This is a genomic window from Flavobacterium sp. EDS, assembly GCF_020991525.1.
In the GTDB taxonomy this organism is placed as follows: Bacteria; Bacteroidota; Bacteroidia; order Flavobacteriales; family Flavobacteriaceae; genus Flavobacterium.
On sequence record NZ_JAJMOZ010000012.1, the window covers coordinates 35,746 to 61,684 of the forward strand.

General features: G+C 32.6%; 25 protein-coding genes and 1 riboswitch. Of the genes, 23 read left to right on the forward strand and 2 right to left on the reverse strand.

All coding sequences use genetic code 11. The annotated features are described in order from the left end of the window. The first annotated feature begins 59 nt into the window (after nt 1-59). Nucleotides 60-2,921, forward strand: coding sequence for a DNA polymerase I (polA, locus tag LPB87_RS16050; RefSeq protein WP_129540802.1), 2,862 nt, complete (start codon nt 60-62; stop codon nt 2,919-2,921). A gap of 17 nt (nt 2,922-2,938) precedes the next feature. Then, nucleotides 2,939-3,451 (forward strand): DUF2004 domain-containing protein, encoded by a 513-nt coding sequence (locus LPB87_RS16055; RefSeq protein ID WP_230728543.1) that lies wholly within the window; start codon nt 2,939-2,941, stop codon nt 3,449-3,451. Nucleotides 3,452-3,494: 43 nt separating this feature from the next. On the opposite strand, the gene LPB87_RS16060 is transcribed toward LPB87_RS16055, so the two are convergent. Next, nucleotides 3,495-4,523, reverse strand: coding sequence for a LacI family DNA-binding transcriptional regulator (locus LPB87_RS16060; protein ID WP_129540800.1), 1,029 nt, complete (start codon nt 4,521-4,523; stop codon nt 3,495-3,497). Between the two features lie 231 nt (nt 4,524-4,754). On the opposite strand from LPB87_RS16060, the gene LPB87_RS16065 reads away from it, so the two are divergent. From LPB87_RS16065 to tsf, 6 genes are all read left to right on the forward strand, one after another. Beyond that, nucleotides 4,755-5,504 carry a ferritin-like domain-containing protein gene (locus LPB87_RS16065; protein WP_129540799.1) on the forward strand — a complete coding sequence of 250 codons (750 nt, stop codon included), beginning with the start codon at nt 4,755-4,757 and terminating at the stop codon, nt 5,502-5,504. Between the two features lie 27 nt (nt 5,505-5,531). Next, entirely contained in the window at nt 5,532-6,344 is an 813-nt protein-coding gene (locus tag LPB87_RS16070) for a ferritin-like domain-containing protein (protein ID WP_230728544.1), read from the forward strand. A 191-nt stretch (nt 6,345-6,535) separates the two neighbouring features. Beyond that, on the forward strand, nt 6,536-6,991 hold the full coding sequence (gene rplM, locus LPB87_RS16075; RefSeq protein ID WP_129540797.1) for a 50S ribosomal protein L13: 456 nt from the start codon (nt 6,536-6,538) through the stop codon (nt 6,989-6,991). Then, a complete protein-coding gene (gene rpsI, locus LPB87_RS16080; protein WP_007808909.1) occupies nt 6,991-7,377 on the forward strand; it encodes a 30S ribosomal protein S9 in 387 nt (128 codons plus the stop codon). The genes rplM and rpsI overlap by 1 nt, the downstream gene beginning before the upstream one ends. A gap of 174 nt (nt 7,378-7,551) precedes the next feature. Beyond that, the gene (rpsB, locus tag LPB87_RS16085) at nt 7,552-8,331 is read left to right on the forward strand and encodes a 30S ribosomal protein S2 (protein ID WP_129540796.1); all 780 of its coding nucleotides are present in this window, start codon (nt 7,552-7,554) and stop codon (nt 8,329-8,331) included. Nucleotides 8,332-8,469: 138 nt separating this feature from the next. Continuing rightward, entirely contained in the window at nt 8,470-9,432 is a 963-nt protein-coding gene (tsf, locus tag LPB87_RS16090; RefSeq protein ID WP_129540795.1) for a translation elongation factor Ts, read from the forward strand. Between the two features lie 119 nt (nt 9,433-9,551). On the opposite strand, the gene LPB87_RS16095 is transcribed toward tsf, so the two are convergent. Then, on the reverse strand, nt 9,552-11,672 hold the full coding sequence (locus tag LPB87_RS16095; RefSeq protein WP_230728545.1) for a M3 family metallopeptidase: 2,121 nt from the start codon (nt 11,670-11,672) through the stop codon (nt 9,552-9,554). Between the two features lie 164 nt (nt 11,673-11,836). Between LPB87_RS16095 and LPB87_RS16100 the strand changes: the two genes are divergently transcribed. The 15 genes from LPB87_RS16100 to LPB87_RS16170 all read left to right on the forward strand — a co-directional run bounded on the left by LPB87_RS16100 (nt 11,837) and on the right by LPB87_RS16170 (nt 25,910). After that, nucleotides 11,837-12,508, forward strand: coding sequence for a queuosine precursor transporter (locus LPB87_RS16100; RefSeq protein WP_230728546.1), 672 nt, complete (start codon nt 11,837-11,839; stop codon nt 12,506-12,508). Between the two features lie 5 nt (nt 12,509-12,513). After that, nucleotides 12,514-13,158 carry a hypothetical protein gene (locus tag LPB87_RS16105; protein WP_129540793.1) on the forward strand — a complete coding sequence of 215 codons (645 nt, stop codon included), beginning with the start codon at nt 12,514-12,516 and terminating at the stop codon, nt 13,156-13,158. 131 nt (nt 13,159-13,289) lie between these two features. Beyond that, entirely contained in the window at nt 13,290-13,736 is a 447-nt protein-coding gene (locus tag LPB87_RS16110) for a lipocalin family protein (RefSeq protein WP_129540792.1), read from the forward strand. Between the two features lie 75 nt (nt 13,737-13,811). Further along, entirely contained in the window at nt 13,812-14,372 is a 561-nt protein-coding gene (locus tag LPB87_RS16115; RefSeq protein WP_129540791.1) for a DNA-3-methyladenine glycosylase I, read from the forward strand. A gap of 97 nt (nt 14,373-14,469) precedes the next feature. Beyond that, a riboswitch (TPP riboswitch) is annotated at nt 14,470-14,567 on the forward strand. 65 nt (nt 14,568-14,632) lie between these two features. After that, a complete protein-coding gene (gene thiS / locus LPB87_RS16120) occupies nt 14,633-14,839 on the forward strand; it encodes a sulfur carrier protein ThiS (RefSeq protein ID WP_129540790.1) in 207 nt (68 codons plus the stop codon). Between the two features lie 147 nt (nt 14,840-14,986). Continuing rightward, on the forward strand, nt 14,987-16,810 hold the full coding sequence (gene thiC / locus LPB87_RS16125; RefSeq protein ID WP_305070209.1) for a phosphomethylpyrimidine synthase ThiC: 1,824 nt from the start codon (nt 14,987-14,989) through the stop codon (nt 16,808-16,810). Between the two features lie 47 nt (nt 16,811-16,857). Then, nucleotides 16,858-17,454, forward strand: a complete 597-nt coding sequence (locus tag LPB87_RS16130) for a thiamine phosphate synthase (RefSeq protein ID WP_230728548.1) — start codon at nt 16,858-16,860, stop codon at nt 17,452-17,454. Next, nucleotides 17,421-18,173: a hydroxymethylpyrimidine/phosphomethylpyrimidine kinase gene (locus LPB87_RS16135; protein WP_230728549.1), complete on the forward strand. Its 753-nt coding sequence runs from the start codon at nt 17,421-17,423 to the stop codon at nt 18,171-18,173. Before LPB87_RS16130 ends, LPB87_RS16135 begins: the two co-directional genes overlap by 34 nt. Beyond that, a complete protein-coding gene (locus LPB87_RS16140; RefSeq protein WP_230728550.1) occupies nt 18,166-18,804 on the forward strand; it encodes a thiamine phosphate synthase in 639 nt (212 codons plus the stop codon). Before LPB87_RS16135 ends, LPB87_RS16140 begins: the two co-directional genes overlap by 8 nt. Next, nucleotides 18,785-19,561 (forward strand): thiazole synthase, encoded by a 777-nt coding sequence (locus LPB87_RS16145; protein WP_230728551.1) that lies wholly within the window; start codon nt 18,785-18,787, stop codon nt 19,559-19,561. Before LPB87_RS16140 ends, LPB87_RS16145 begins: the two co-directional genes overlap by 20 nt. A gap of 156 nt (nt 19,562-19,717) precedes the next feature. Then, on the forward strand, nt 19,718-20,095 hold the full coding sequence (locus tag LPB87_RS16150; RefSeq protein ID WP_230728552.1) for a GxxExxY protein: 378 nt from the start codon (nt 19,718-19,720) through the stop codon (nt 20,093-20,095). Nucleotides 20,096-20,118: 23 nt separating this feature from the next. Further along, nucleotides 20,119-21,240: a 2-iminoacetate synthase ThiH gene (gene thiH / locus LPB87_RS16155; protein WP_230728553.1), complete on the forward strand. Its 1,122-nt coding sequence runs from the start codon at nt 20,119-20,121 to the stop codon at nt 21,238-21,240. A 76-nt stretch (nt 21,241-21,316) separates the two neighbouring features. Continuing rightward, a complete protein-coding gene (locus LPB87_RS16160) occupies nt 21,317-22,027 on the forward strand; it encodes a HesA/MoeB/ThiF family protein (RefSeq protein ID WP_129540782.1) in 711 nt (236 codons plus the stop codon). Nucleotides 22,028-22,134: 107 nt separating this feature from the next. Continuing rightward, nucleotides 22,135-24,021, forward strand: a complete 1,887-nt coding sequence (locus LPB87_RS16165; RefSeq protein ID WP_230728554.1) for a transglutaminase domain-containing protein — start codon at nt 22,135-22,137, stop codon at nt 24,019-24,021. After that, nucleotides 24,018-25,910: a DUF3857 domain-containing protein gene (locus LPB87_RS16170; RefSeq protein ID WP_230728555.1), complete on the forward strand. Its 1,893-nt coding sequence runs from the start codon at nt 24,018-24,020 to the stop codon at nt 25,908-25,910. Before LPB87_RS16165 ends, LPB87_RS16170 begins: the two co-directional genes overlap by 4 nt. Nucleotides 25,911-25,939: the final 29 nt, after the last annotated feature.

A 25,939-nucleotide genomic window follows, 5' to 3' on the forward strand; every position in this document is an offset into this window, starting at 1 on the left:
AAGAACCGAATCGTTTTTAAAACCCAATTGTTTATTTTTACAGACTAATATTTTTTTTTATGTCAACTCAAAAACGTCTTTTTCTTCTTGATGCTTACGCTTTAATTTTTCGTGGTTATTATGCTTTTATAAAAAACCCGCGAATTAACTCCAAAGGAATGGATACCTCTGCAATTATGGGATTCATGAATTCACTTTTGGATGTAATAAAAAGAGAAAAACCAGATCATTTGGCTGTAGCTTTTGATAAAGGAGGAAGCGCATTGCGTAACGAGATATTCCCAGAGTACAAAGCCAACCGTGATGTAACCCCTGAAGCTATAAAAATTGCTGTACCTTATATACATGAATTATTAAAAGCAATGCATATCCCTATTATAGAAGTCGCTGGCTATGAAGCCGATGATTTAATAGGAACTATTGCTAAACAAGCCGAAAAAGAAAACTACAAGGTGTTTATGGTAACGCCTGATAAGGATTTTGCACAATTGGTTTCTGAAAATATTTTCATGTACAAACCTGCCCGAATGGGTAACGGAATTGAAATTTGGGGTGTCCCAGAAGTATTAGCTAAATTTGAAATCGAACGTCCTGAACAAGTAATTGACTTTCTTGGTATGATGGGGGATGCTGCCGATAATATCCCTGGTCTTCCTGGCGTTGGAGAAGTGACTGCCAAAAAACTATTGAAAGAATACGGCTCTATGGAAAACCTTTTGGCAAATACAGATAAGCTAAAAGGAAAAATGAAAGAAAACATCGAAGCTAACGCAGAGAAAGGTTTATTATCTAAAACATTGGCAACTATTTTATTAGATTGCCCTGTAACTTTTAATGAAACCGATTACGAATTAACTCGTCCTGATATCGAAAAAACCGATGCTATCTTTCAGGAATTGGAATTTAGAAGAATGGCAGAGCAATTTGACAATCTTTTTAAAGCTGACGGAAGCGGATTAACAGCTACTGCAGCTACTCCTGACCCTAAATTATATAAGAAACCACTCCCGAAAGCTTTCGGGACTAAAAACGAGGATCAATTTGACCTTTTTGGAAGTGCTACTACTGATGAAGAAAATCCAGAAGCTCAAAGAACTTCTTTTTATAGCAATTTAGAAAATACACCTCACTCTTATCAAATCGTACAAGGTGATTTAGGCTTAAAATTGCTTTTACAAAATTTACAAAAGCAAACAGCTGTTTGTTTTGATACCGAAACTACCGGACTAAATGCCTTACATGCTGAATTGGTTGGAATTTCATTTTCATACGAAAAAGGGAAAGGATTTTATATTCCATTTCCAGAAAATCAAGATGAAGCTAAAGCATTGATTGAAAAATTTATTCCGTTTTTTGAAAATGAAGCAATCGAAAAAATTGGTCAGAATTTAAAATACGATTTAAAAATATTATTGAATTATGGTGTTTCGGTAAAAGGAAAACTATTCGATACTATGATTGCACATTACCTGATTAATCCAGATATGCGCCATAATATGGATATTTTATCAGAAACTTATTTAAAATATTCTCCAAAATCTATTGAAGATTTAATTGGTAAAAAAGGAAAGAATCAAAAATCGATGCGAGAAGTTGCACTCGAAGATATAAAAGAATATGCTGTAGAAGATGCCGATGTAACTTTACAACTGAAAGAAATATTTACAACTGAATTAGACAAAACTGAAACCAAAAAGTTATTTGACGAAATCGAGATTCCGTTAGTTAGCGTTTTGGCTGCTATGGAAACTGAAGGAATTCGTCTTGATGTAGATTTCTTAAAATCATTATCAGAAGAATTAGGCAATGATATTAAAACATTAGAAGCCAAAATTTACGAAATTGCTGGAGAACAATTTAACCTTGCATCTCCAAAACAATTAGGTGATATATTATTCGACAAATTAAAAATTGGTGGAGCTAAGCAAAAGAAAACTAAAACAGGCCAATACGCAACTGGTGAAGAAATTCTGAGCTATTTAGCCAAAGACAATGAAATTGTTGCTGCAATCCTAGATTGGCGTTCTCTTGTGAAATTACAGAATACCTATGTAGAAGCTTTACCATTACAAGTAGATCCGGTTTCTAAAAGGGTCCATACCGATTATATGCAAACTGTAGCTGCAACAGGTCGTTTAAGCTCTAACAATCCTAACTTACAAAACATTCCTATTCGTACCGAAAGAGGAAGACAAATACGTAAAGCTTTTATTGCACGTGATGAAAATTACACCTTAATATCTGCCGATTACTCTCAGATAGAATTACGTATTATTGCTGCTTTAAGCGGTGAAGAGAACATGATTAAAGCATTCCAGAATCATGAAGACATTCATAAATCTACCGCTTCAAAAGTATTTAATGTAGCTCTGGAAGAAGTAACCCGTGAACAACGTAGCCATGCTAAAACAGTAAACTTTGGTATTATTTATGGTGTTTCAGCTTTTGGTTTAAGTAATCAAACTTCGCTATCTAGAAGCGAAAGTGCAACATTAATCGAAGCATACTATAAAACATATCCAAGATTAAAATCATACATTCAGGAGCAAATAGATTTTGCAAGAGAGAATGGCTATGTTCAAACTATTCTGGGCCGTCGTCGTTATTTAAAAGACATTAATTCACAAAACGCAATTGTACGTGGCGGAGCCGAAAGAAATGCTGTAAACGCTCCAATTCAAGGAAGTGCTGCCGATGTTATTAAAATTGCGATGATTAATATTCATAAAAAACTAAGAGACGAAAACTGGAAATCTAAAATGCTACTTCAAGTACATGATGAGCTTGTATTTGACGTACACAACGATGAACTTGAAAAAATACAGCCTATGATTAAACACGAAATGGAAAATGCATTTACAATGGCAGTTCCATTAGAAGTAGAACTAGGCATGGGTAGAGATTGGTTAGAGGCGCATTAATATTTTAAAAACTTAAAATGATAAATTATAACTTTCCATACTTTGAAGGAATCAATTCACAAGAGTTAAAAGAATACTATTCCGTAGAAGTTGATTTTAACGATACAAAAATAAGTATTGATTTAAACTTTGAAAATGATTCAATTGACCAACCCTCAATAGAAACAATTAAAATTTTCCTTGAAAACATCAAGAAATTTGACAAACAGAATAGGTCTTATATTGAAGATGATTTAAAAGAAGAAGATGGGGAAACTCGAGACTATATAAACTTTTATTTTGATGAACTTGAGCAAGTTGAGATATCAAAAATCATAGACTTAGATAACACAAATACTTCAAAAGAGATTTTACTTCTCAATGAATTAAAACTAAATAGAGTTGGGCTTTATCCTGATGGTAAATACAACACAACCTATTATGGAGTCTTTGACTATTCGATAGATATTGATGGAGAACCTTGTGATCAACTTTTAGTAGTTAAAACAAATGAAAAAGGAAATCTTGATCAAATTACTTGGGAAAGTTAAATAATAATAAAAAAATCCATTAGCTGAGCTAATGGATTTTTTTTTATTTAGATTTTCTTGATGACTCCCTTTCTTTCAGTTTGGTTTTGATTACTATCGTTTCGTAATCACTGCTTTCCCCTTCTTTTTCTTCTAATCTTGAGATTAATCGTTTGGCAGCAACTTCCCCAATTTCTATTCCGTGTTGACTTATCGTTGTTAAACTTGGTGATAATCGTCTTGAAGCCAAAATTCCATCAGCAAAACCTATTATTGATATATCTTCTGGAACTCTATATCCTTTTTTCAAACTAACTCTTAAAGCTGCTACTGAATCATTTTCATCTAAAGCAAAAATAGCATCGATTTTATGGTCAAAAATAGCATCAATTTTACTTTTCATATCTTCCTCTGAATCGGTACGAAGAATGATATTCTCATTTACAGGAATATTATTATTCTCTAAAGCTTTTAGATATCCATCAGCTCTCAACTTCCCAACACTTAAGTTATCTACTGAAGAAATTAAGGCGATATTTTTGCATCCTAAATTAATTAAATGCTGCGTTGAATTTAAAGCGGAATCAAAATCATCAACTATCACTTTATCACACTCTACACCTTCTGCAATCCTATCAAACATTACAATTGGCGTTCCGTCATTTATAATTTCTTTAAAGTGATTGTATTCTTGTAATTTTTGTGCCTCTTCAGAAACTGATAATATAAAACCATCAATCGTTCCGTTACTCAACATTTCGAGTGTATGAATTTCTTTTTCCAAAGACTCATTCGAAATACATGTAATTACATTATATCCTTTTTTATCTGCTACTTTTTCGATACCACTAAAAACCTTAGCGAAAAATGAGTTTAATATATTAGGTATAATAACCCCAATCGTTTTTGTTTTACGGTTTTTTAAATTCAAACCAATAACATTCGGTTTGTAATTTTTTAGTTTGGCATACTCTTTAATTTTTATTTTAGTCTGCTCACTAATTTCAGGACTATCATTAAGTGCCTTAGAAACTGTAGACACGGAAACATTAAGTTCTTTTGCGATTTGTTTTAGAGTTGCTTTAGCTTTCATTTAAGATAATTTTATTGAATTAATACAAATATAGTAGAATTACGGAAATTAAAACAAAAAACAGACAAAACATGTATTAAACTTTCAAGTAATTGCACCTACTCCGTAAAACAATTTAAATAAAAAATAAAAAAAAGCAATATTTTAAAACCGCCTTCCTAAAAATTTCGTTTATAACTATTTACGCATGATTATAATTACTATTAATAACCACTTTAAAGAAATTGAATTATGAAAAACGAAGTTAAAATCCAAGAAGTTAACCCCTTACTCAACGACAGAAGGAGTTTCCTTAAGATCAGTGGCCTAACACTTGTTACTACTGGCTTACTTTTGGCTGGATGTAGCCACGATGACAACGAAGACATGCCTATTTACGACACCACACTACCCGGAATTAGAAACGGCATCTTCGACTTAGGTTCTGGAGATTTTGGTGTATTAACATATGCATATGCCTTAGAACAATTAGAAGCAGACTTTTACACTAAAGTTGTAAATGCATCGAGTTTTAACTCTGTTTTTAACGATATCGAAAAACAAGTACTTACCGACTTGTATCATCACGAAGTAATTCATAGAGATTTTTTTAAAGCTGCTTTAACAGGAGCCCTTCCTAACCCAAGCACACAATTACTTCCTAGTTTGGCTTTTAATTATGGATCAATGAACTTTAACAGTCGTACCGAAGTACTTGCTACTGCCAAAGCACTCGAAGACACAGGAGTCGCTGCATATAATGGTGCAGGAAAACTAATTAAGAGTCCTGACTATTTAGTACTAGCAGGCAAAATTGTTTCTGTAGAGGCAAGACACGCATCGGCTATTAGAAGTCTAATCAACCCTAATTCTGCAGATTTTGCAGGTGACGATATTGTAAATCCTACAACTGGATTAGATGTAGCTAAAGACCCATCTAAAATTTTACCTATTGCTGGAAGTTTTATAACAACTCCATTTACAGCCAAGTATTTACCATAATCCAAACCCATTTAAATCTTAGAAATTATGAATATATTAAAATTTATAGAAACCTTTGCTGACGAAAGAGTAATGAGAAGTACAGGTTCAAGAAGAGATAGCTTTACACAATTTGGAAATATCGGAAAAACCTTGGCAATCGCCTCAATTCCGTTTGGATTATCTTCATTAGCTAATAAAGCTTTAGCCAAAGATATAACTGCAACTCCAGCAACTCCTATAGGTGCACTACAATTTGCATTAACATTAGAATATTTAGAAGACGAATTTTATGCCATGGCATTAGATTTTGGAGTTATTCCAGCATCTGAAAATGGTGGGCGTGATTTAAAAGTTTTTCAACAAATTGCCGCACACGAATCAGACCACGTTAAATTTTTGATTGCAGGACTAGGTGGACCAGCAAGTGCCAATTTTGTTCCCAAGCCTACTTTTGATTTTACAGTTGGCGGAGCATTTGACCCATTTAATGACTATCCAACATTTCTGGCATTGGCACAAGCCTTTGAAGATACAGGAGTAAGAGCTTATAAAGGTCAGGCAGGAAATTTAATTTCTACACCTGATTTATTAACCGCTGCACTGCAAATACATTCCGTAGAAGCACGTCATGCATCAGAAGTACGACGATTACGTGGACTTAAAGGATGGATAAGTGGCAATGAGAGAGGCGCAGGGATGCCTGTTGAAACTCAAGCTGTATACAATGGAGAAGAGTTAACTGTACAAGCAGGATATAATACTGCTACCTTATTTGGAGCCGCTGCAGGCTCAGAAGCCTATGATGAACCCCTTACTACGCAACAGGTTGTAGACATAGCAAATTTGTTTATTGTCTAACAAAATTTACTCTAAAATATCAAAACCAGCTTACTTAATTGTAAAGCTGGTTTTTTTATTCTTTTAAATAAAAAGATACCTCCTGATTTTCAGCAGTTAAAATAATCTTTTAAGGTATTTGTATTTAAAATAATTAATTGTACTTTTGCAACCCCTTTATTGGGGATGGAATGTTTAATTAAAATAATATTATGGACGCATTAAGCTACAAAACGGTTTCAACTAGCAAAGCCACTGTAACTAAAGAGTGGATTGTTGTTGACGCTGAAGGTCATAACTTAGGACGTCTTGCTTCAAAGGTTGCAATGATCTTAAGAGGTAAGTACAAGCCTAGTTACACACCGCACGTTGACTGTGGAGATAACGTAATTGTTATCAACTCAGAAAAAATTAACCTTACAGGTACAAAAATGGATGACAAAATTTACATGCGTCATACAGGTTACCCAGGAGGACAAAGAACTTTAACTGCTAAAGTATTGCAATCAAAAAACCCTGCATTATTAGTAGAAAAAGCAGTAAAAGGAATGTTACCTAAGAACAAATTAGGAGCTGAACTTTTCAGAAATTTAAATGTTGTTGTAGGATCTGAGCACAAACAAGGAGCTCAAAAACCTAGAACTGTTAACCTAAACGATCTTAAGTAATGGGAGTTATTCACAAAATCGGTAGAAGAAAAACCGCTGTTGCACGTGTTTATGTTTCAGAAGGAACAGGAAAAATCACTGTAAACAAAAAAGAATTCGCAACCTATTTCCCAACTGCAACTTTGCAATACAAAGTTTTACAACCAATGTCTATGACAGAAAATGTAAACAACTTTGATGTGAAAGTAAACGTTTACGGAGGTGGTTCAACTGGTCAAGCAGAAGCTGTAAGAATGGCATTAGCACGTGTTATGTGTGAAGTAAATGCTGAAAACAGAGCTATCTTAAAACCAGAAGGTTTATTAACAAGAGATCCAAGAATGGTTGAACGTAAGAAATTCGGTCAGAAGAAAGCTCGTAAGAGATTCCAATTCTCTAAACGTTAATATTACCTGTCTTGTTCATTACGAGCAAGACATATCAATTATTATTGAATTTAAAAAACACAGTTGTTGTTGCTCTCCTATCGAGGTAGGAAATAGTTTAGCATCTAAATGTATAAAGCCTGGGAAACCGCCATTTATGCATTGCTAATCAACAGAACGTAAACTAGTACAAAAATGGCAAACAAAATAGACGTAAAAGAATTACTAGAAGCAGGTGTTCACTTTGGACACATGACTAGAAAATGGGACCCAAACATGGCTCCTTACATTTATATGGAGCGTAATGGTATTCACATTATCAATCTATATAAAACTGCAGCAAAAATTGAAGAGGCTAATGAAGCTTTGAAAAAAATTGCTGCATCAGGTAGAAAAATATTATTCGTTGCTACCAAAAAACAAGCTAAAGACATCGTTGCTGATAAAGCAAAAGCTGCAAACATGCCTTATATCACTGAAAGATGGCCTGGTGGAATGCTAACTAACTTCGTGACTATCCGTAAAGCTGTTAAAAAAATGGCTACTATTGATAAAATGAAGAAAGACGGTACTTTCATGACACTTTCTAAGAAAGAGCGTTTACAAGTAGATCGTCTTCGTGCTAAATTAGAGAAAAACTTAGGTTCAATCGCAGACATGTCTAGACTACCTGCAGCATTGTTCGTAGTAGATATTAAAGCTGAACATATCGCAATAAAAGAAGCACAAAAATTAAACATTCCAGTTTTTGCAATGGTGGATACTAACTCTGATCCAAGAGAAGTAGAGTATGTAATCCCATCAAATGATGATGCTTCTAAATCAATTGATAAAATTTTATCTTTAGTTACAGCTGCAATCGTTGAAGGTCTTTCTGACAGAGGTTCTGACAAAGAGGCTGACTTATTGCCTGCTACAGAAGAAGCAACTCCAGCTGCTGAAGCTGTTGAAGCTCCTGCTGAAACAAAAGAATAAATAAACTTTTAAATTCCAATTTTTAAATTCCAAATCCCATAAAAAAGTTAGAAACATTATGTTGATAATTTGATAAAATTGGAATTTGAGATTTAAAGATTGGAATTTTTACTTTTAACTCATAAAAAAATATACAATATGGCAACAATTACTGCTGCAGACGTAAATAAATTAAGACAAGTTACAGGTGCCGGAATGATGGACTGTAAAAAAGCTTTAGTTGAAGCTGAAGGAGATTTCGATAAAGCTATACAAAACCTTAGAGAAAAAGGACAAAAAGTTGCTGCTAACCGTTCTGACCGTGAGTCTTCTGAAGGAGCTGCTGTTTCTTTTATTAATGCTGACAAAACTAAAGGTGTTATCATCACTTTAAACTGCGAAACTGATTTCGTAGGTAAAAATGAGGCTTTCGTAACTTTAGCTAAAGAATTAGTAGAAAAAGCAATCAATTTCTCTTCTAAAGAAGAATTCTTAGCTTCAGATTTCAACGGAATGACTGTTGCTGAAAAATTAATCGAGCAAACTGGAGTTATTGGTGAAAAAATCGAAATCGGTGGTTTTGAAATTTTAGAAGGTGCTTTCGTTGGATCTTATGTTCACGTTAACAAAATTGCTGCATTAACTGCAATTTCTGCTGCAATTCCTAACGCTGAAGTTTTAACTAAAGATGTTTCTATGCAAGTTGCTTCTATGGGAGCTGATACATTATCTTACAAAGATTTTGATCCTGCTTTCGTTGAATCTGAACTTGCTGCTCGTATTGCTGTAATCGAAAAAGATAATGAAGAAGCTAAACGTTTAGGGAAAACTTTAAAAAATGTTCCTAAATATATTTCTTTCTCTCAATTAACTGAAGAAGTTTTAAAGCAAGCTGAAGAAGATGCTAAAGCTGAATTAAAAGCTGAAGGTAAACCAGAACAAATTTGGGACAAAATTATTCCAGGAAAAATTCAACGTTTCATCTCTGACAATACTACTTTAGATCAAGAAAAAGCTTTATTAGATCAAAATTTCATCAAAGATGATAGTAAAAAAGTTGGTGATTATGTTAAAGAATTCAACGTTGAAATTACAGGTTTCAAAAGAGTTTCTTTAGGATAATCTATATTCTAAATTACATATAAAAAAGGTTGGAATTTCTTCCAACCTTTTTTAGTTTAAATCATATCACAATATTGATATGAATTAAAATGATGGAGTCTCAAAATCCATCATTATTTTTATTTTGTGACAGAAACATCAAAACCTCTTGCTTTCATTAAAGCATTAATCTCAGGATTATGTCCTCTGAAAGATTTATAAGCTTCCTCTTGATCAGTTGTATTACCAACACTAAAGATCTTATCATGTAACCTCTTTGCTACCTCTTTATCGTATGGTCCTTTTGCCTCAGTAAATGCTTCATATGCATCTGCACTAATAACATCTGCCCATAAATAACTATAATATCCACTTGCATACCCATCACTTGAGAAAATATGTCCGAATTGCGGAATACGATGACGCATCACGATTTCTTTAGGCATTTTTAATTTTGCCAATGTTTCTTTTTCGAAGACAGTAGGATCAATAGCTACAGCTCCTGCTAAGTGCAATTTCATATCTATAAGTGAACTTGAAATTGTTTCTACGGTAGAAAATCCTTCATTAAATGTCGCCGCTTTTGCAATACGATCTACCAAGTCTTTTGGAATAGGCTTGCCTGTTTTATAATTTAAAGCAAATTTATTCAACACTTCTGGAGTTTCTAACCAGCGCTCTAAGATTTGAGATGGAAACTCTACGTAATCTCTAGCTACAGCTGTTCCTGAAAGAGTTGGATAAGTAACATTCGAACATAAACCATGTAATGCATGTCCGAACTCATGAAATAAAGTCGTTGCGTCTGTCCATGAAATCAAAACTGGCTCATTATCATTCCCCTTAATAAAATTACTATTATTAGAAACAATCGTAAGAACATCACCATCTAATTTTTGTTGTTGTCTATACGCATTCATCCATGCACCAGAACGTTTTCCTTTACGCGCATAAGGGTCAAAATACCATAAACCTACTACTTTACCAGTTTTTAAATTGGATACCTCCCAAACTCTTACATCTGGATGATAAACTGGAACATCTGTTATTTGTTTAAATTTTAAATCAAATAATTCACCTGCAACCCAGAACATTCCTTCACGCAATTTTTCAAGTTGAAGATATTCTTTAACCTCATTTTGATCTAAATCGTATTTCGCTTTTCTAACCTTTTCAGCATAATAGCGATAATCCCAAGGCTCTATTTCAAACTTACCACCTTCCGCTACAACAATCTTTTGCATGTCTGCAACATCTTTGTGAACCTGATTTACAGCTGGCTCCCAAACAGCCTCCATCAAAGCCATCGCTCTTTCAGGAGTTTTAGCCATTCGATTAGTTAAATTCCAATGTGCAAAAGTAGGATACCCCAAAAGTTTTGCTTTTGTAGCACGGAGCTGTAATATTTCGACTAAAGTCGATTTATTATCATATTCATTACCATTATCTCCCCTGTTTATAAACATTCTCCACACCTTCTCTCTCAATTCTCTATTGGTAGAAAAAGTCAAAAAAGGCTCCACAAAAGAGCGTGTATTTGCAATACATCCCATTGCAGAAAGCTTTCTTTCTTTGGCTTGAGCCATAGCTGCTTTCTTTATTTCATCTGGCAAACCATCAAAATCGGTTTCAGTTGATAATGCAACATATTGATCATTTTCCTCAGCCAGTAAGTTTTGACTGAATCGTGAAAACAGAGTTGATAATTGTTTGTTGATTGCTCCAACTTTTGCCTTATCAGCATCACTTAAATTAGCTCCTTGCTTATTAAATTCTGTATGATAAACCCAAATAAGTCTTTGTTGTTCACTAGTTAATTTCTTTTTATCAGAAGAATTATAAAGTTTTTCAATTCTACCAAACAACTTTCTATTTTGATAAAAATCAGTAGATTGCATCGCTAATAAAGGCTCAATATCCTTTTTTACCAATGTAAATTCTGGAGTACTAATATTCGAAGAATAAATCCCATAAACCGTCATAACTCTTGACAACGTTTTCCCAGATCGCTCCAGTTGAGCAATAGTATTATCAAAAGTTACAGGCTTTGGGTTATTTGCTATAGCATCAATCTCCTCTTTTTTCTGCTTAATAGCAACATCAAAAGCAGACTTAAAATCGGCAATTTTATATTCTCCAAAAGCAGGTACGCCACCATAAAGGCCAGTCCATTTTTGTAATAATGGATTAGTCGAATTTGTTTGCGCCTGAATAGAAGTTAAAGAAGTAGCCATAATTAGAATTGTTACAATTTTTTTCATGTGCATTATTTAAAACATTAAAAGCAAATATAACAATCAAATACAACTATCAGTCGATTTTAACAAACAGAGAAAAAGCACTCATAAAACAGATATCAACTATATTTTTCATAAAAATGAATACTCCAAATAATATCTTAAATTTGAAACGTAAAACTTTATTTATGTTTAAGACCAAAAAAGAGGTTGTCTTTGTAATTCTTGCAGGAATTTTTATCACCAATGCCGTTGTGGCTGAGTTAATTGGAGGGAAACTAATTCAAATTGGTCCATTTGTAATGAGTATCGGAATTTTGCCTTGGCCAGTCGTTTTTTTAACTACCGACTTAATCAATGAGTATTTTGGAGAAAAAGGGGTTAAAAAACTGTCACTCATAACAGCCTGTTTAATTGCTTATGCCTTTATTATATTATTTATGGCAATAGTAATTCCGGCCGCAAAAGGAATAAGTCCTGTAAATGACGAACAATTTCAAGCTGTATTCGGACAAAGCATGTGGATTATTGTAGGGAGTCTTATTGCGTTTATGGCATCACAACTAATAGACGTTTGGATATTCTGGTTTTTCAAAAAAAGAACAGGTGAAAAGAAAATTTGGCTTAGAACTACTGGATCAACTGTAATATCTCAATTATTCGATTCTTTTATTGTATTAGGAATTGCGTTTTGGTTACCCGGAAAAATAGATTTTGACACTTTTATTTCATCAGGACTTACTGGTTACACATTTAAACTTACTGTTGCAGTTTTATTAACTCCATTAATTTATCTTGGACATCATTTAATTAAAAAATACCTGGAAGAAGATCATCCAAAAGAAAAAAAAGAGAATTAAACCGCATGAAAAATTACAATACCATTTTATTTATTTTAATTATATGCTTCTTGTCTAGCTGTAATAAAAATGATAGAAAACAATTATTACAATCAACATCAAATGTTACTGAAAAAATAAAAAATATTTCTAACAGTGCAATAGAAACTATAACTTCTGTTAAAGATTCAATTACTAAAACAATAGTTGCATCAGGAAATATAAAAAATAATAAAACGATCACAGAAGAAACAATCTCATCAAAAGATAGCATCGGAATAGAAAGTATCGAAACCGAAAAACTTAAAGGTTTTACTTATTTCAAAAAATTATTATCAACTTGCAAAACAGGAGAAACGCTAACACAAAAAGAACTTATTGAGAATCATAATATCCCAAAAGACGGTGTTAAATTAATCAAAAGCATAACAAAAACTGCCGAAGATGAAATCGATATCAAATGGAATTCTACTTGGTTTATCGAAAAGATTTCGGATGCCAAATTTGCCGATGCCCGAATAAAAATCAAATTTGAAGCCAATAAAATGCATACCTCTGGAAAAGCTATTGGGATAAAACACAACAAAAAAATCTATAACGACTTAATAATTATTGGAACCTCGGCCTATATTCCTTCAGTTAAAGGGTACCATTGGAAAATTGGAAAATAAACAACACACACATAATCAATAAACTAGCTTTTATTTAATAAATTAACCCATAAAAACCTGTTTATTTATTTTAACTTACCTATTTAAATACTAGTTTTACACATTAATTTTAACAATAAAAAAAAGATAAAATGAAAAAAAATTACATTTTAATTTTATTAATGGTAACTCTAAGTCTATCTATTTCATCATGCAGTAATGATGATGACAACAATTCTATTGAATCAACTTGGGAAGCTACACATGAAGGATTAATCGTTGATGGTGTAGAGACTTTAACGCCAATTAGCAATGAAGGTGGTTGCGATAAAAACACTATAACATTCCTTAATAATGGTACTTACACAGAAACCTATTCAGAGTTTAATGACTCGGAATGTGCTACTTTTAGTGAAAGTGGAACTTGGTCAAAAGAAGGTAATTCACTAACAACAAAATACACAGCTTATGATGATGACGAAGCTGTTATAGCAGAAATTTTAGAACTAAATAAATCTACACTTAAATTAAAATACATACATACCGACCCTCAAGGAAAAGTAGTAGAAATATACGTTGTAGTATTAAAAAGAAAATAATTTCACCCGAAATACAATCATACTAAACCTCAAATTCACAAAATTTGAGGTTTTTTTATACATTTGAAATAAAAAATGGAACCAATAAGATGTGGCTGGTGCTCAGCAAGTGATTTATATAAAAAATATCACGATGAAGAATGGGGTGTTCCTGTTTACGACGATGCATCATTATTTGAATTTTTAATTCTAGAAACCTTTCAGGCTGGATTAAGTTGGATAACAATATTAAACAAAAGAGAGAATTTTAGAATTGCTTTTGATAATTTCGATTACAAAAAAATGGCACAATATTCTGAAGATAAAATTGAATCGTTATTACAAGACACAGGAATAATCCGAAACAAATTAAAAATACATTCGGCGGTTAGCAATGCGCAAGCGTTTATAAAAATACAAGAGGAATTTGGAAGTTTCTCTGACTATATCTGGAAATTTACTAATGGAAAACCCATCGACAACAATCCGAAAACCCTAAAAGATGTTCCAGCCACTACTCCACTTTCTGATGCGATTAGCAAAGATTTAAAAAAAAGAGGATTTAAATTTGTAGGCTCAACCGTTATTTATGCACATATGCAAGCTACTGGAATGATCAATGACCATGTCGAAGATTGCTGGACGCGAACAAAATAAAAGAGTCTTCAGTTGCCGTTTTCAGTCTTCTTTGATAAACCTGAAACTCGAGACTTGAAACTTTTATAGTTCCAAAACATTTTTTTCATACATTTGCTTCACACTTTAGGGGTGTCTACAATAAAGTAGGCTGAGATTTTACCCTCTGAACCTGATCTAGTTCATACTAGCGTAGGGAAAAGTAAGATGACTTCTGCGCGCATTTTTATGCGTAATAGTAGCCATTCCTAAAGTATAACTATATACTAAATTCTGAAGGAATGGAACTAAAAATCAATCAACAAACCAAACAATTCAATACTGAAACTCTTAGCGTTCAGGCATTGCTCGATCTCGAAATTCCGAACAAACAAAACGGAATTGCCGTTGCCGTAAACAATACTGTCGTTCCAAAACTCAACTGGAACGAATTTCACGTACAAGAAACTGACGAAATTTTAATTATTTCTGCCACTCAAGGTGGATAAAAGTCAAATTCCATTTTTTTTAAAATTCCAAATTCCAATTGATATATCATGTGTAGACGCACTGCTGTGTGCCTCTACGGAAAAAACAAACGCAAAAAAACCACAATCAAGGCCAAACTTGAAACCTGAAACTTGAAACAAAATACTATGACTACAGAAGAACAAATTTCCAGAACTCCTTTTCCCAACTCCAATAAAGTATATGTAAACGGAGAAATACATCCTATAAAAGTAGCCATGCGTGAGGTAGCACTTAGCGATACCAGACTTTCTAATGGCGGTATCGAAAAAAATCCATCTGTAACAATTTATGACACATCAGGGCCATACACCGATCCAAATATCCAAATCGACATTCGAAAAGGATTGCCTCGTTTAAGAGAAGAATGGATTCTAGATCGAAATGACGTAGAAATTCTAGACGAAATTAGTTCCGATTATGGACAAATGCGATTAAACGATGAGAGTTTAAATCACTTGCGTTTCGAATATTTACATCAGCCAAAACGTGCCAAAAAAGGGGCGAACGTTACGCAACTTTATTATGCCAAACAAGGAATCATTACTCCCGAAATGGAATATATCGCCATTCGCGAAAACCAACGTATTGAGTTATTAAATGAACAGACTAAAGCTATGCAATGCCAGCATGCTGGTCATAGTTTTGGAGCAAATACTCCAAAAAGCAAAATAACCCCTGAGTTTGTACGAAGTGAAGTAGCCATTGGTCGTGCTATTATTCCAAATAACATTAACCATCCCGAAAGCGAGCCTATGATCGTAGGCCGTAATTTCTTGGTGAAAATAAATGCCAATATTGGTAATAGCGCTGTGACTTCTACCATCGAAGAAGAAGTTGAAAAAGCCGTTTGGGCTTGTCGCTGGGGAGCCGATACTATCATGGACTTATCTACAGGAAAAAACATTCATGAAACCAGAGAATGGATTATTCGTAACTCGCCAGTACCAATTGGGACAGTTCCTATTTATCAAGCTTTAGAGAAAGTAAAAGGAATTGCAGAAGATTTAACTTGGGAAGTTTTCCGCGATACTCTTATTGAGCAAGCAGAACAAGGAGTTTCTTATTTCACCATTCATGCAGGTGTTTTATTACGTTACATACATCTTACTGCCGAACGTGTTACAGGAATTGTTTCTCGTGGTGGATCTATAATGGCAAAGTGGTGTTTATTTCATCATAAGGAAAACTTCTTATATACTCATTTTGAGGAAATCTGCGAAATCATGAAACAATATGACGTAGCTTTTTCTTTAGGAGATGGCCTTCGCCCAGGCTCTATTGCCGATGCGAATGATGCTGCACAATTTGCCGAATTAGAAACTCTTGGAGAATTAGCCAAAATTGCTTGGAAACATGATGTTCAGGTATTTATTGAAGGTCCTGGTCACGTGCCAATGCATATGATTAAAGAAAACATGGACAAACAATTAGAACATTGTAATGAAGCTCCATTTTACACTCTTGGACCATTAACCACAGATATCGCACCTGGTTATGATCATATTACCTCGGCTATAGGAGCTGCAATGATTGGTTGGTACGGTTGTGCAATGTTGTGTTATGTTACCCCAAAAGAACATTTAGGCTTACCAAACAAAAAAGATGTGAAAGATGGAGTCATCACTTATAAAATCTCAGCTCATGCTGCCGATTTAGCCAAAGGACATCCAGGAGCACAATATCGTGACAACGCATTAAGTAAAGCACGTTTCGAATTCCGATGGGAAGATCAGTTTAATTTATCATTAGATCCTGATACAGCACGAGAATTTCACGATGAAACACTTCCTGCCGAAGGTGCAAAAATTGCTCATTTCTGCTCTATGTGCGGTCCAAAATTCTGCTCTATGAAAATATCTCAGGAAATTCGTGATGTGGCCGCCGCCGAAAAAGGAATGCAGGAGAAATCAGAAGAGTTTATCGAACAAGGAAAAGAGATTTATATTTAATTTCAGAAATATAGAAAAAACAAAAAATAGAGTAAAAGAGAAAGATTATGATAGTTCTATCAAATCCAACTGCAATAGCAAACGAAATAAATGTAATCCATTCTCTTTTTGAGGAAGGATTACATTTATTTCATATTCGAAAACCTGAATATTCACTTAAGGAAATGATTTCATTTATAGCACAGATAAATCCTGAATTCCGCCCTCGATTAGTATTGCACAGTCATCATGAATTAATAGAAATATTTAAGATTAACAGAATTCACTTTACAGAAGAGACAAGAAGAAGAATCACTCTAGAAAAATATAAAAACAGAGAGATCCATTTATCGACTTCAACACATTCAATTACAGGTTTTAATTCATTAGCTCCCGAATTTGAATATGCTTTTTTGAGTCCAGTTTACCCAAGTATTTCAAAGGCGGACTATTTTCCTAAAACTGATTTATTTGAATCCATAAAAGACAGAACCAATACTAAAACTAAACTAATTGCTTTAGGCGGAATTAATGCTGAAAATATAGAAACCCCGCTGACAAATGGTTTTGACAATGTTGCTTTATTAGGAACTATTTGGAATACTGAAAATCCAATTAAAAATTTTAAATCATGCCAGAGAATCGCCCTTTCGTACTTACAATAGCTGGTTTTGATCCTTCTGGTGGCGCTGGAGTTTTGGCAGATTGCAAAACTTTTGAGCTACATCATGTGGCTGGACTTGCCATAAATACAGGAAATACAATTCAGACAGAAAAAGAATTCTTTGAAATAGAATGGACATCGCTTGATTTTGTGTTACGTTCCATAAAAATACTATTCGGAAATTATGATATAAAAACCGTAAAAATCGGAATTGTTCCTTCTCTCAGTTATTTAAAAGAAATTATTTTCTGTATAAAAAAGCTTTCGCCTGCAACGCAAATAATCTGGGATACGGTTTTAAAATCTACTACCGAATTTGATTTTATCACAATCGAAAACAAATCCGATTTAATCGAGATATTTGCTGAAATCGATTTGATTACACCTAATTATAATGAAATAAAAAACCTATTTCCTGATTTCGATTTTAAAGACAATCTATTAGATAAAAAAATCCCAACCGCTATTTTATTAAAAGGCGGACATAATACCAAGGCAATTGGAACTGATTATCTATATAGTCAAAATGAAATTTTTGAGCTTTCACCAAATAACACCAAATGTTATCCGAAACATGGCTCAGGATGCGTACTCTCTGCAGCAATAACTGCCAATTTAGCTTTAGGTCAGGAAATGAGATTTGCTTGTGCCAATGCTAAAATTTATATTGAAAAATATCTGAATTCAACTTCAACTTTAATCGGTTACCATCATGTATAATAAACTACAATATATATCTCAAGGAAACACAATCGAAGAACAATTATACAATATTCATGAAGCTCTTGATAATGGCTGTGATTGGATTCAAATGCGTTTTAAAAATCAAAGCGTCAAAAACTCTTTTGCTTTAGCAGAAGCAGTAAAATTTTTATGCGAAGAGTATCTCGCCAATTTCATTGTAAATGACAATGTCTATCTAGCTCAACAAATTGCAGCCGATGGAGTTCATTTAGGACTTTCTGACACAAAAATAGAAGAAGCTCGAGCCGTATTAGGGAATACTAAAATCATAGGAGGAACAGCCAATACATTCGAAGATATTTTAAATCATATCCAAAACGGCTGTGATTATGTTGGCCTTGGCCCTCTTCGATTTACAAAAACCAAAGAAAAACTAAGTCCAATTTTAGGCTTTGAAGGCTATTATGAAATTCTTCAAAAATTAAAAGCTAATCATCTCGAAATTCCAATTTATGCCATTGGCGGAATTATCATAGATGATATTGACAAATTAATAGAAACTGGAATCTATGGCGTTGCTGTTTCTGGAGTAATTACTAAAAGCTCTGAGAAAGGAGAACTTATTACACAACTTAACGAAAAATTATATGCAAACGTCATCATTTAAAATAGGCAATAAACTCCTCGAATCCCGTTTATTTTTAGGAACTGGAAAATTTGGATCCAATCTGGAAATGGAAAAAGCGATCTTGGCTTCGGGAAGTGAATTAGTTACGGTTGCTTTAAAACGCATCGATTTAGAAACTGAAACCGATGCTATTTTATCACATTTAAAACATCCGAGAATTAATTTATTACCAAATACATCGGGTGCTAGAAATGCAAAAGAAGCAATATTTGCCGCGCAATTAGCACGTGAAGCACTTGAAACCAACTGGCTAAAACTCGAAATTCATCCTGATCCTAAATACTTAATGCCCGATGCTATCGAAACTCTAAAAGCTACCGAAGAATTAGCAAAACTAGGCTTCATTATTCTACCCTACATTCACGCTGACCCTGTTTTATGCAAACGTCTTGAAGATGTAGGAACAGCTGCAGTTATGCCCTTGGGCTCTCCTATTGGTAGTAATAAAGGGCTGAAAACAATAGATTTTTTAGAGATAATAATAGAACAAAGCAATGTTCCTGTAATTATCGATGCAGGAATCGGAGCGCCATCAGATGCGGCAAAAGCAATGGAACTTGGTGCCGATGCAGTTCTAGTTAATACCGCAATTGCTGTAGCAGGAAATCCAGAATTAATGGCTGAAGCCTTTAAAGAAGCTGTAATCGCAGGCCGAAAAGCTTATCAGGCTAAACTAGGAAGGCAATATCATCAAGCAGTAGCTTCGAGTCCATTGACTTCTTTTTTATATGATTAATTTTTAATCTCTCGCAGATTTTGCAGATTGAGCAGATTTATTTCAATAGAAACATGCCCAAAAATAATCTCCTCAATCTGCAAAATCTGCGAGAAAAAGCTTGTTTAAAATGTAAGATTTTTCATTAAATTTGATTTAAGAATAAAATCCAATATTATGTCAGAAAATGAAATTTCATATAAAGTAAGAGGTGCTATATTTAAAGTATACAACGCCTTAGGTCCTGGATTATTAGAATCAATTTATGAAAGTGCTTTATATTATCAATTAAATAAAGATGGATTAAAAATCGTTAAACAAATTAATTTACCCGTTAAATATGATAATGTAGAATTAGATATCACTTTTCGATTAGATTTATTAGTTGAAGACAAAGTAATTATTGAATTAAAATCTGTGGAAGAATTGAAATCCATTCATTTTAAACAATTAAATACTTATTTAAAGTTAACCAATAAAAGACTGGGGTTATTAGTCAATTTTAATTGTGTAAATATTCTAGACAATATACATCGAGTAGTAAACAAAATTTAATTTGCGTGAAACCAATCAACCTAATGAATACATTCAAATCTGTTTTTAATCAATACGACTGGAACACCATCCAATCCAAAATATATCAAACTTCTCCTCAGGAAGTAGAACGTGCTTTGACTAAAAACAAACGAAATCTTGATGATTTCCTTGCTTTAATTTCACCAGCTGCACTTCCCTATTTAGAGCAAATGGCTCAAGAATGCCATACATTAACCAAGAAACGTTTTGGTAAAACGATTCAGATGTATGCTCCCCTTTATTTAAGTAACGAATGTCAAAACATTTGTACCTATTGCGGTTTTAGCTTGGACAATAAAATCAAACGAAAAACTCTTTCAGACTCAGAGATTAAACTGGAAGTTGAAGCTTTAAAAAGCATTGGATTTGATCATGTTCTATTGGTTACTGGAGAAGCAAATTATACAGTCAATATTAATTATTTTCTGAATGCAATTACCCAAATAAGAGAACACTTTTCGATTATTTCTGTTGAAGTTCAGCCACTTTCTACTGAAGAATATGAAAAACTTCATAAAGCTGGCGTATATTCTGTTTTAGTATATCAGGAAACGTATCATCAGGAAGTATATAAAAAATACCACACCAAAGGCAAAAAATCAAATTTTGACTTTAGATTAGAAACCCCTGATAGAATTGGAACAGCTGGTATCCATAAAATTGGATTAGGCGTTCTTTTGGGATTAGAAGATTGGCGCACAGATAGTTTTTTTAATGCACTGCACATTGATTATCTCCAAAAAAAATATTGGCAGACAAAGTATTCCGTTTCTTTCCCTCGATTACGTCCTGCAGAAGGAATTATCGAGCCTAACTTTATTATGGATGACAAAGATTTAACGCAACTTATCTGTGCTTACCGATTATGGAATGAAGATTTAGAAATTTCGATATCAACACGTGAAAATGAAAAATTTAGAAATAATATCATTCCGATTGGAACAACAAGTATGAGTGCTGGTTCAAAAACAAATCCTGGCGGATATGCCGTTGATCCACAATCGTTAGAACAATTTGAAATTAGCGATGAACGTTCTGCTGAAGAAATATCCCAAATCATAAAAAAATCAGGCTATGAACCCGTTTGGAAAGATTGGGATAGAACATATAACCAAAAGTCTTAAAGCCCTCAACTTTACTTTATAGTTTGACTTTTAACTTTTGACATCATAACTTTCTAACTCTAAGACCTAAATTAAAATGAGCATTATACAAGATTTTTTACGCTATAATCGCCAAATGATGTTACCTGAAATTGGTGATATTGGACAAGACAAAATAAAACAAGCTAAAGTACTAGTCATTGGTGCTGGTGGCTTGGGCTGTCCTATTTTACAATATTTAGCAACCGCAGGAGTCGGAACAATAGGTATTGTAGATTTTGATTTAATAGAGATTCATAATTTACATCGCCAAATTTTATATACTGAAGATACCATTGGTCAAGCCAAAACTCCAACTGCTAAAGCTGTAGTCAAAAAGCTAAATCCATTAATTACTGTTGTCCCTTTTGAAGAAAAACTAACTCTTGAAAATGCATTTAATATTATACACGATTTTGATATTGTAGTAGATGGATCTGATAATTTTGGAACCCGTTATTTAGTTAATGATACTTGTGTGAGCTTAAACAAAACATTGGTTTATGGGAGTATTTTAAAATTTGAAGGGCAAGTGGCCGTTTTTAACCATAATGGAAGTAAAAATTTACGTGATTTATTTCCTGAAATGCCCAATCCTAAAGACGTTCCAAATTGTAATTTAAATGGAGTTCTAGGAACATTGCCTGGAATAATTGGAACTATGATGGCACACGAAACATTAAAATTAATTCTAAATTTACCAACTTTAAATAACGAATTAATCCTTTATAATACACTAAACTGGGACTTTACTAAACTGAATTTTTAAGCAGGAAAAATCAATTAAGAAAACTTATTGGTTATTACTCTTTAAATTAATTTAATTTACTAATATTGTCGTTAAATTTATTTAAAAGCCACAAATTGTATTCCTAAATGATTAAAAAATTACAATCTTTCTTTCCTTTCTTTTTTTTAGTTTTTTTTTCAGGTACAGCCCAAAGTACAAAGCAAAAATCATATATAGCAGAAAAACAATCTTCCTATAATATTACTGTAAAAAATAATCTTCCTTCAATTATTCTTTCTTCAGCTGAAAAAAGATGGGTTGGTGATAAAGATGACAAATCTATTTTAGGAAACAGAATAAACTATGCAGACTCTTTTGAAAAAGTTTTTGACATTGAAGCTTATAGTATTTCTCCAAACAATAAAAAGCATAAAGTTTCGTATATTGGAACTGAAGATCGTGAAATAGGCAACATATTTGTTCATGACATGAAATTCAGATATTACACTTTTCCAAATATTGAAGAGGGCTCACAAACCTATTCTTTATACAAAAAAGAATATCAAAAACCTCAGTTTTTAGAAAGCTATTATTTCAAAGATTACCTCGATTGCAAATCATCAAGAGTTATTCTAAAAGTTTCAAAAGACATAGAAATTGGCTACATCATTCAGGGTAATACTAGTAATGAAAACATAGAATTTACAAAAGAAATTAATGGTGATTTTACAATTTACTCATGGCAAATGGTAAACATCGAAAAAGAAGAAAAAGAAAGTAGTTCTCCCAATTTTTCATATTACAGCCCACATTTGATTTTTTATATTAAAAACTACAAAAATAATTCAGGCACTCAGAATGTTGTTGGAACTATAGATAATCTTTATCGTTTCTACGCACAAACAATTAAAGACATCAACAAACAAGACCAAACTCAGGTAAAAGAAAAAACAGCAGAACTGATTACTGGTCTAACAAAAGATTTTGACAAAGCTAAAGTAATTTTTGATTATGTTCAAAGTAAAATAAACTATGTTGCTTTTGAAGACGGAATGGGAGGATACATTCCGCGAGAAGCAGCTTCTGTATTGCAAAAAAAGTATGGCGATTGTAAGGATATGGCCAACTTACTAAATGAAATGCTTCGTTACGCCGGTATAGAGTCTAATATAGCATGGATTGGAACTCGCCATAATAATTATACCTATAAAAATGTTCCAAGCCCAATTGTAGACAATCATATGATTACAGTTGCCCGAATTAACAACCAAGACTTGTTCTTGGATGCAACTGGCCAATACTCTTTATTTCCAAATGTAACTCCATTCATACAAGGAAAAGAAGCCTTAACAAAAATAGACGATTTAAAATACAAAATTACCACCGTTCCAGTTATCCCTTCTGATCAAAATAAAACGAACGGCAAGCTAAAGATAGAATTTAATTCGAATTCATTAATTGGTCAAGCAAATTTTAATTTAAATGGTTTTTTGAAAACGCAATTTATTAGTACATATAAAGCTTCAACTGATAAAAATGAAATGTTAAAAGGTTATTTTGCACGTTTTATCCAGAATATTCAAACATCAAATGTTGATATTAAAAATGATGATTTATCTCAAATCCCACTTGAAATCCGATATCAATTTGAATTAGACAAATGGATTAAAAAAACAGACAATCAACTACTTTTTAAACCAATCTTATTCTTCCCTTATTCAGATGCAAGAATTAATGTTGAGAAAAGAAAAACTCCTCTTGAAAATGACTTCAAAAAATCATATAATTTCGAGTATGAATTTGTTATCCCACAAGGATATACTATAGATTTTTTACCTGAAAATTTTAATTTCACTAATGCCTTTTTTACAGCAAGTATAACCTACAAAAAAGTTAATAATACGATTATAATAAATCAAGAAATGACAATGGATACATTACTAATTGAGAAAAACAATTTTGAAACATGGAACATTGCTATCAAAAACATTACGAAACAATACAATCAAAATATTATTCTCATAAAAAAATGAAAAAACTAATTTTCTTCATCACCATATTACTTGCACAAATTTCATTCGCTCAAGAAGAAGAGGTAAAAAACTACAAATGGGATGAGGTCCCTAAATTTCAAGAAATTCCTGCTGAATTTGCTACGTATCCAGCAGTTGTTTTAAAAGACTATAGACTTTATGAAAACAAAGTGGGAGGCTATGCCTACAAAGCTTTTATTGTAAAACATCAAGCTATAAAAATTTTATCTGAAACAGGAATTAGTGAATATAATAAAGTAGCAATAAACAATCGTTATGTAAGAGATTACAGAGATTTAAGAGTCCGTGTTATTAAACCTAATGGAAAAATTGAAGAACTTCCGAAAGAGAGAATTGTAGAAAAGCAAGGAACCAGCGAAAAGCAATTTGCTTTTGAAGGTGTTGAAAAAGGTGACATTATTGAATACTATTATGTAATAAAAGATTATCCAGATTTTAGTGGTTCAGAATATTTTCAAAGAGACATTCCTGTTCTTGACGCTAAATTTCAAATCAATAAAATTGGGCAGGCATATACATACACAGCGGCCTATAATGGAATGAAAAATCAAAGTATAGATAAAACTACAATTTACACAGCATCTAATTTACCTGCTTATAAGTTTGAAAGAAATGCTACAAATATGGCTAATCTTGCAAAAGTTTATTATTTCATTAACACATCCAAAGCATATAATTATATCAGCTATTATAATTCTCTTTATAGTTTTGCAGATGGTGTAAATGCTAAATCAATGATTAAAGGTTTCGTAGAAGATTTAAAATTAAATGACTCAGCAATTACAACTGATGAAAAAATAAAAATCATAGATACATTTTTAAAAGAGAATATTGAAATTGACAAACAGTATAATTATAAGAAAGTGATCGAAACCAAAAAGATGACATCAAATATGGTTTTATATTTTTATAAAGATGTTTTAGATTATCTTAAAATTAAATATCAATTTGCAGCTTCGACAGATAAATTTGACGACAAATTTGATAAAGAAAATGTTATTCCTGAAGCTCTATCGGAAATTTTAATCTACATTCCCGAAACAAAAAAATATCTCGCGCCTTTTCAATTCTGGATGCCTTATGGACAGCCAAGTGCTCTTTCTGTCAACAATGATGCTGTTTATTTTAATCAAGAACCTCGTAAGCAGGTTACATATGAGTTCAAGAAAATCGAAAATGTTTTAATGGATGATAATATTACAGAAATAACTAGTAGTATTACGATTGACGATGATATGGAAACGGTTTTAGTGAATAAAAAAAGTACATTTACTGGCTATCTTGCTTCTTATTTTAGATATATTGTCAAATATATTCCTCAAGATAAAATCAATGATTTTGTTAAAAACAATATTTTTAGTGATATTGATGTCGAAGTCCAGAAATATAATTTTGAGAATAAAGAATATAAAAATAATTATACTCCTGAAAAACCTTTTACTATCAACAGTGATGTAAAAGTAAAAGAATCATGGATAGAAAATGCAGGAAAAAATAACTTAATTACAATTGGAAAAGTTTTAGGAAAGCAAGCCAGTTTATATCAGGAAATCAATAGAACAAACCCAATCGTATTATCTTATCCAAAGAAAAATATAAACTATATCAATTTAAATATCCCAGCAGGTTTTAGCGTCAAAAATGTTGCTAATTTGACTTTTAACAAAGAGATTACAAACGATAACAAGGAAGTTATCGGTTTGTTTAAATCTAGCGCAAAAGTCGAAGGAAATACTGTAAAAATAACAGTCGAAGAATTTTATAATTTTACTTATTTAGAGAAAGAAAAATATACTGAATATCGAGATTTAGTCAACGCTTTGTATGATTTTAATAATGCTTCATTGCTTTTGACTAAAGTCAATTAAATACTATTTTAAAAATATAATCTGATTTT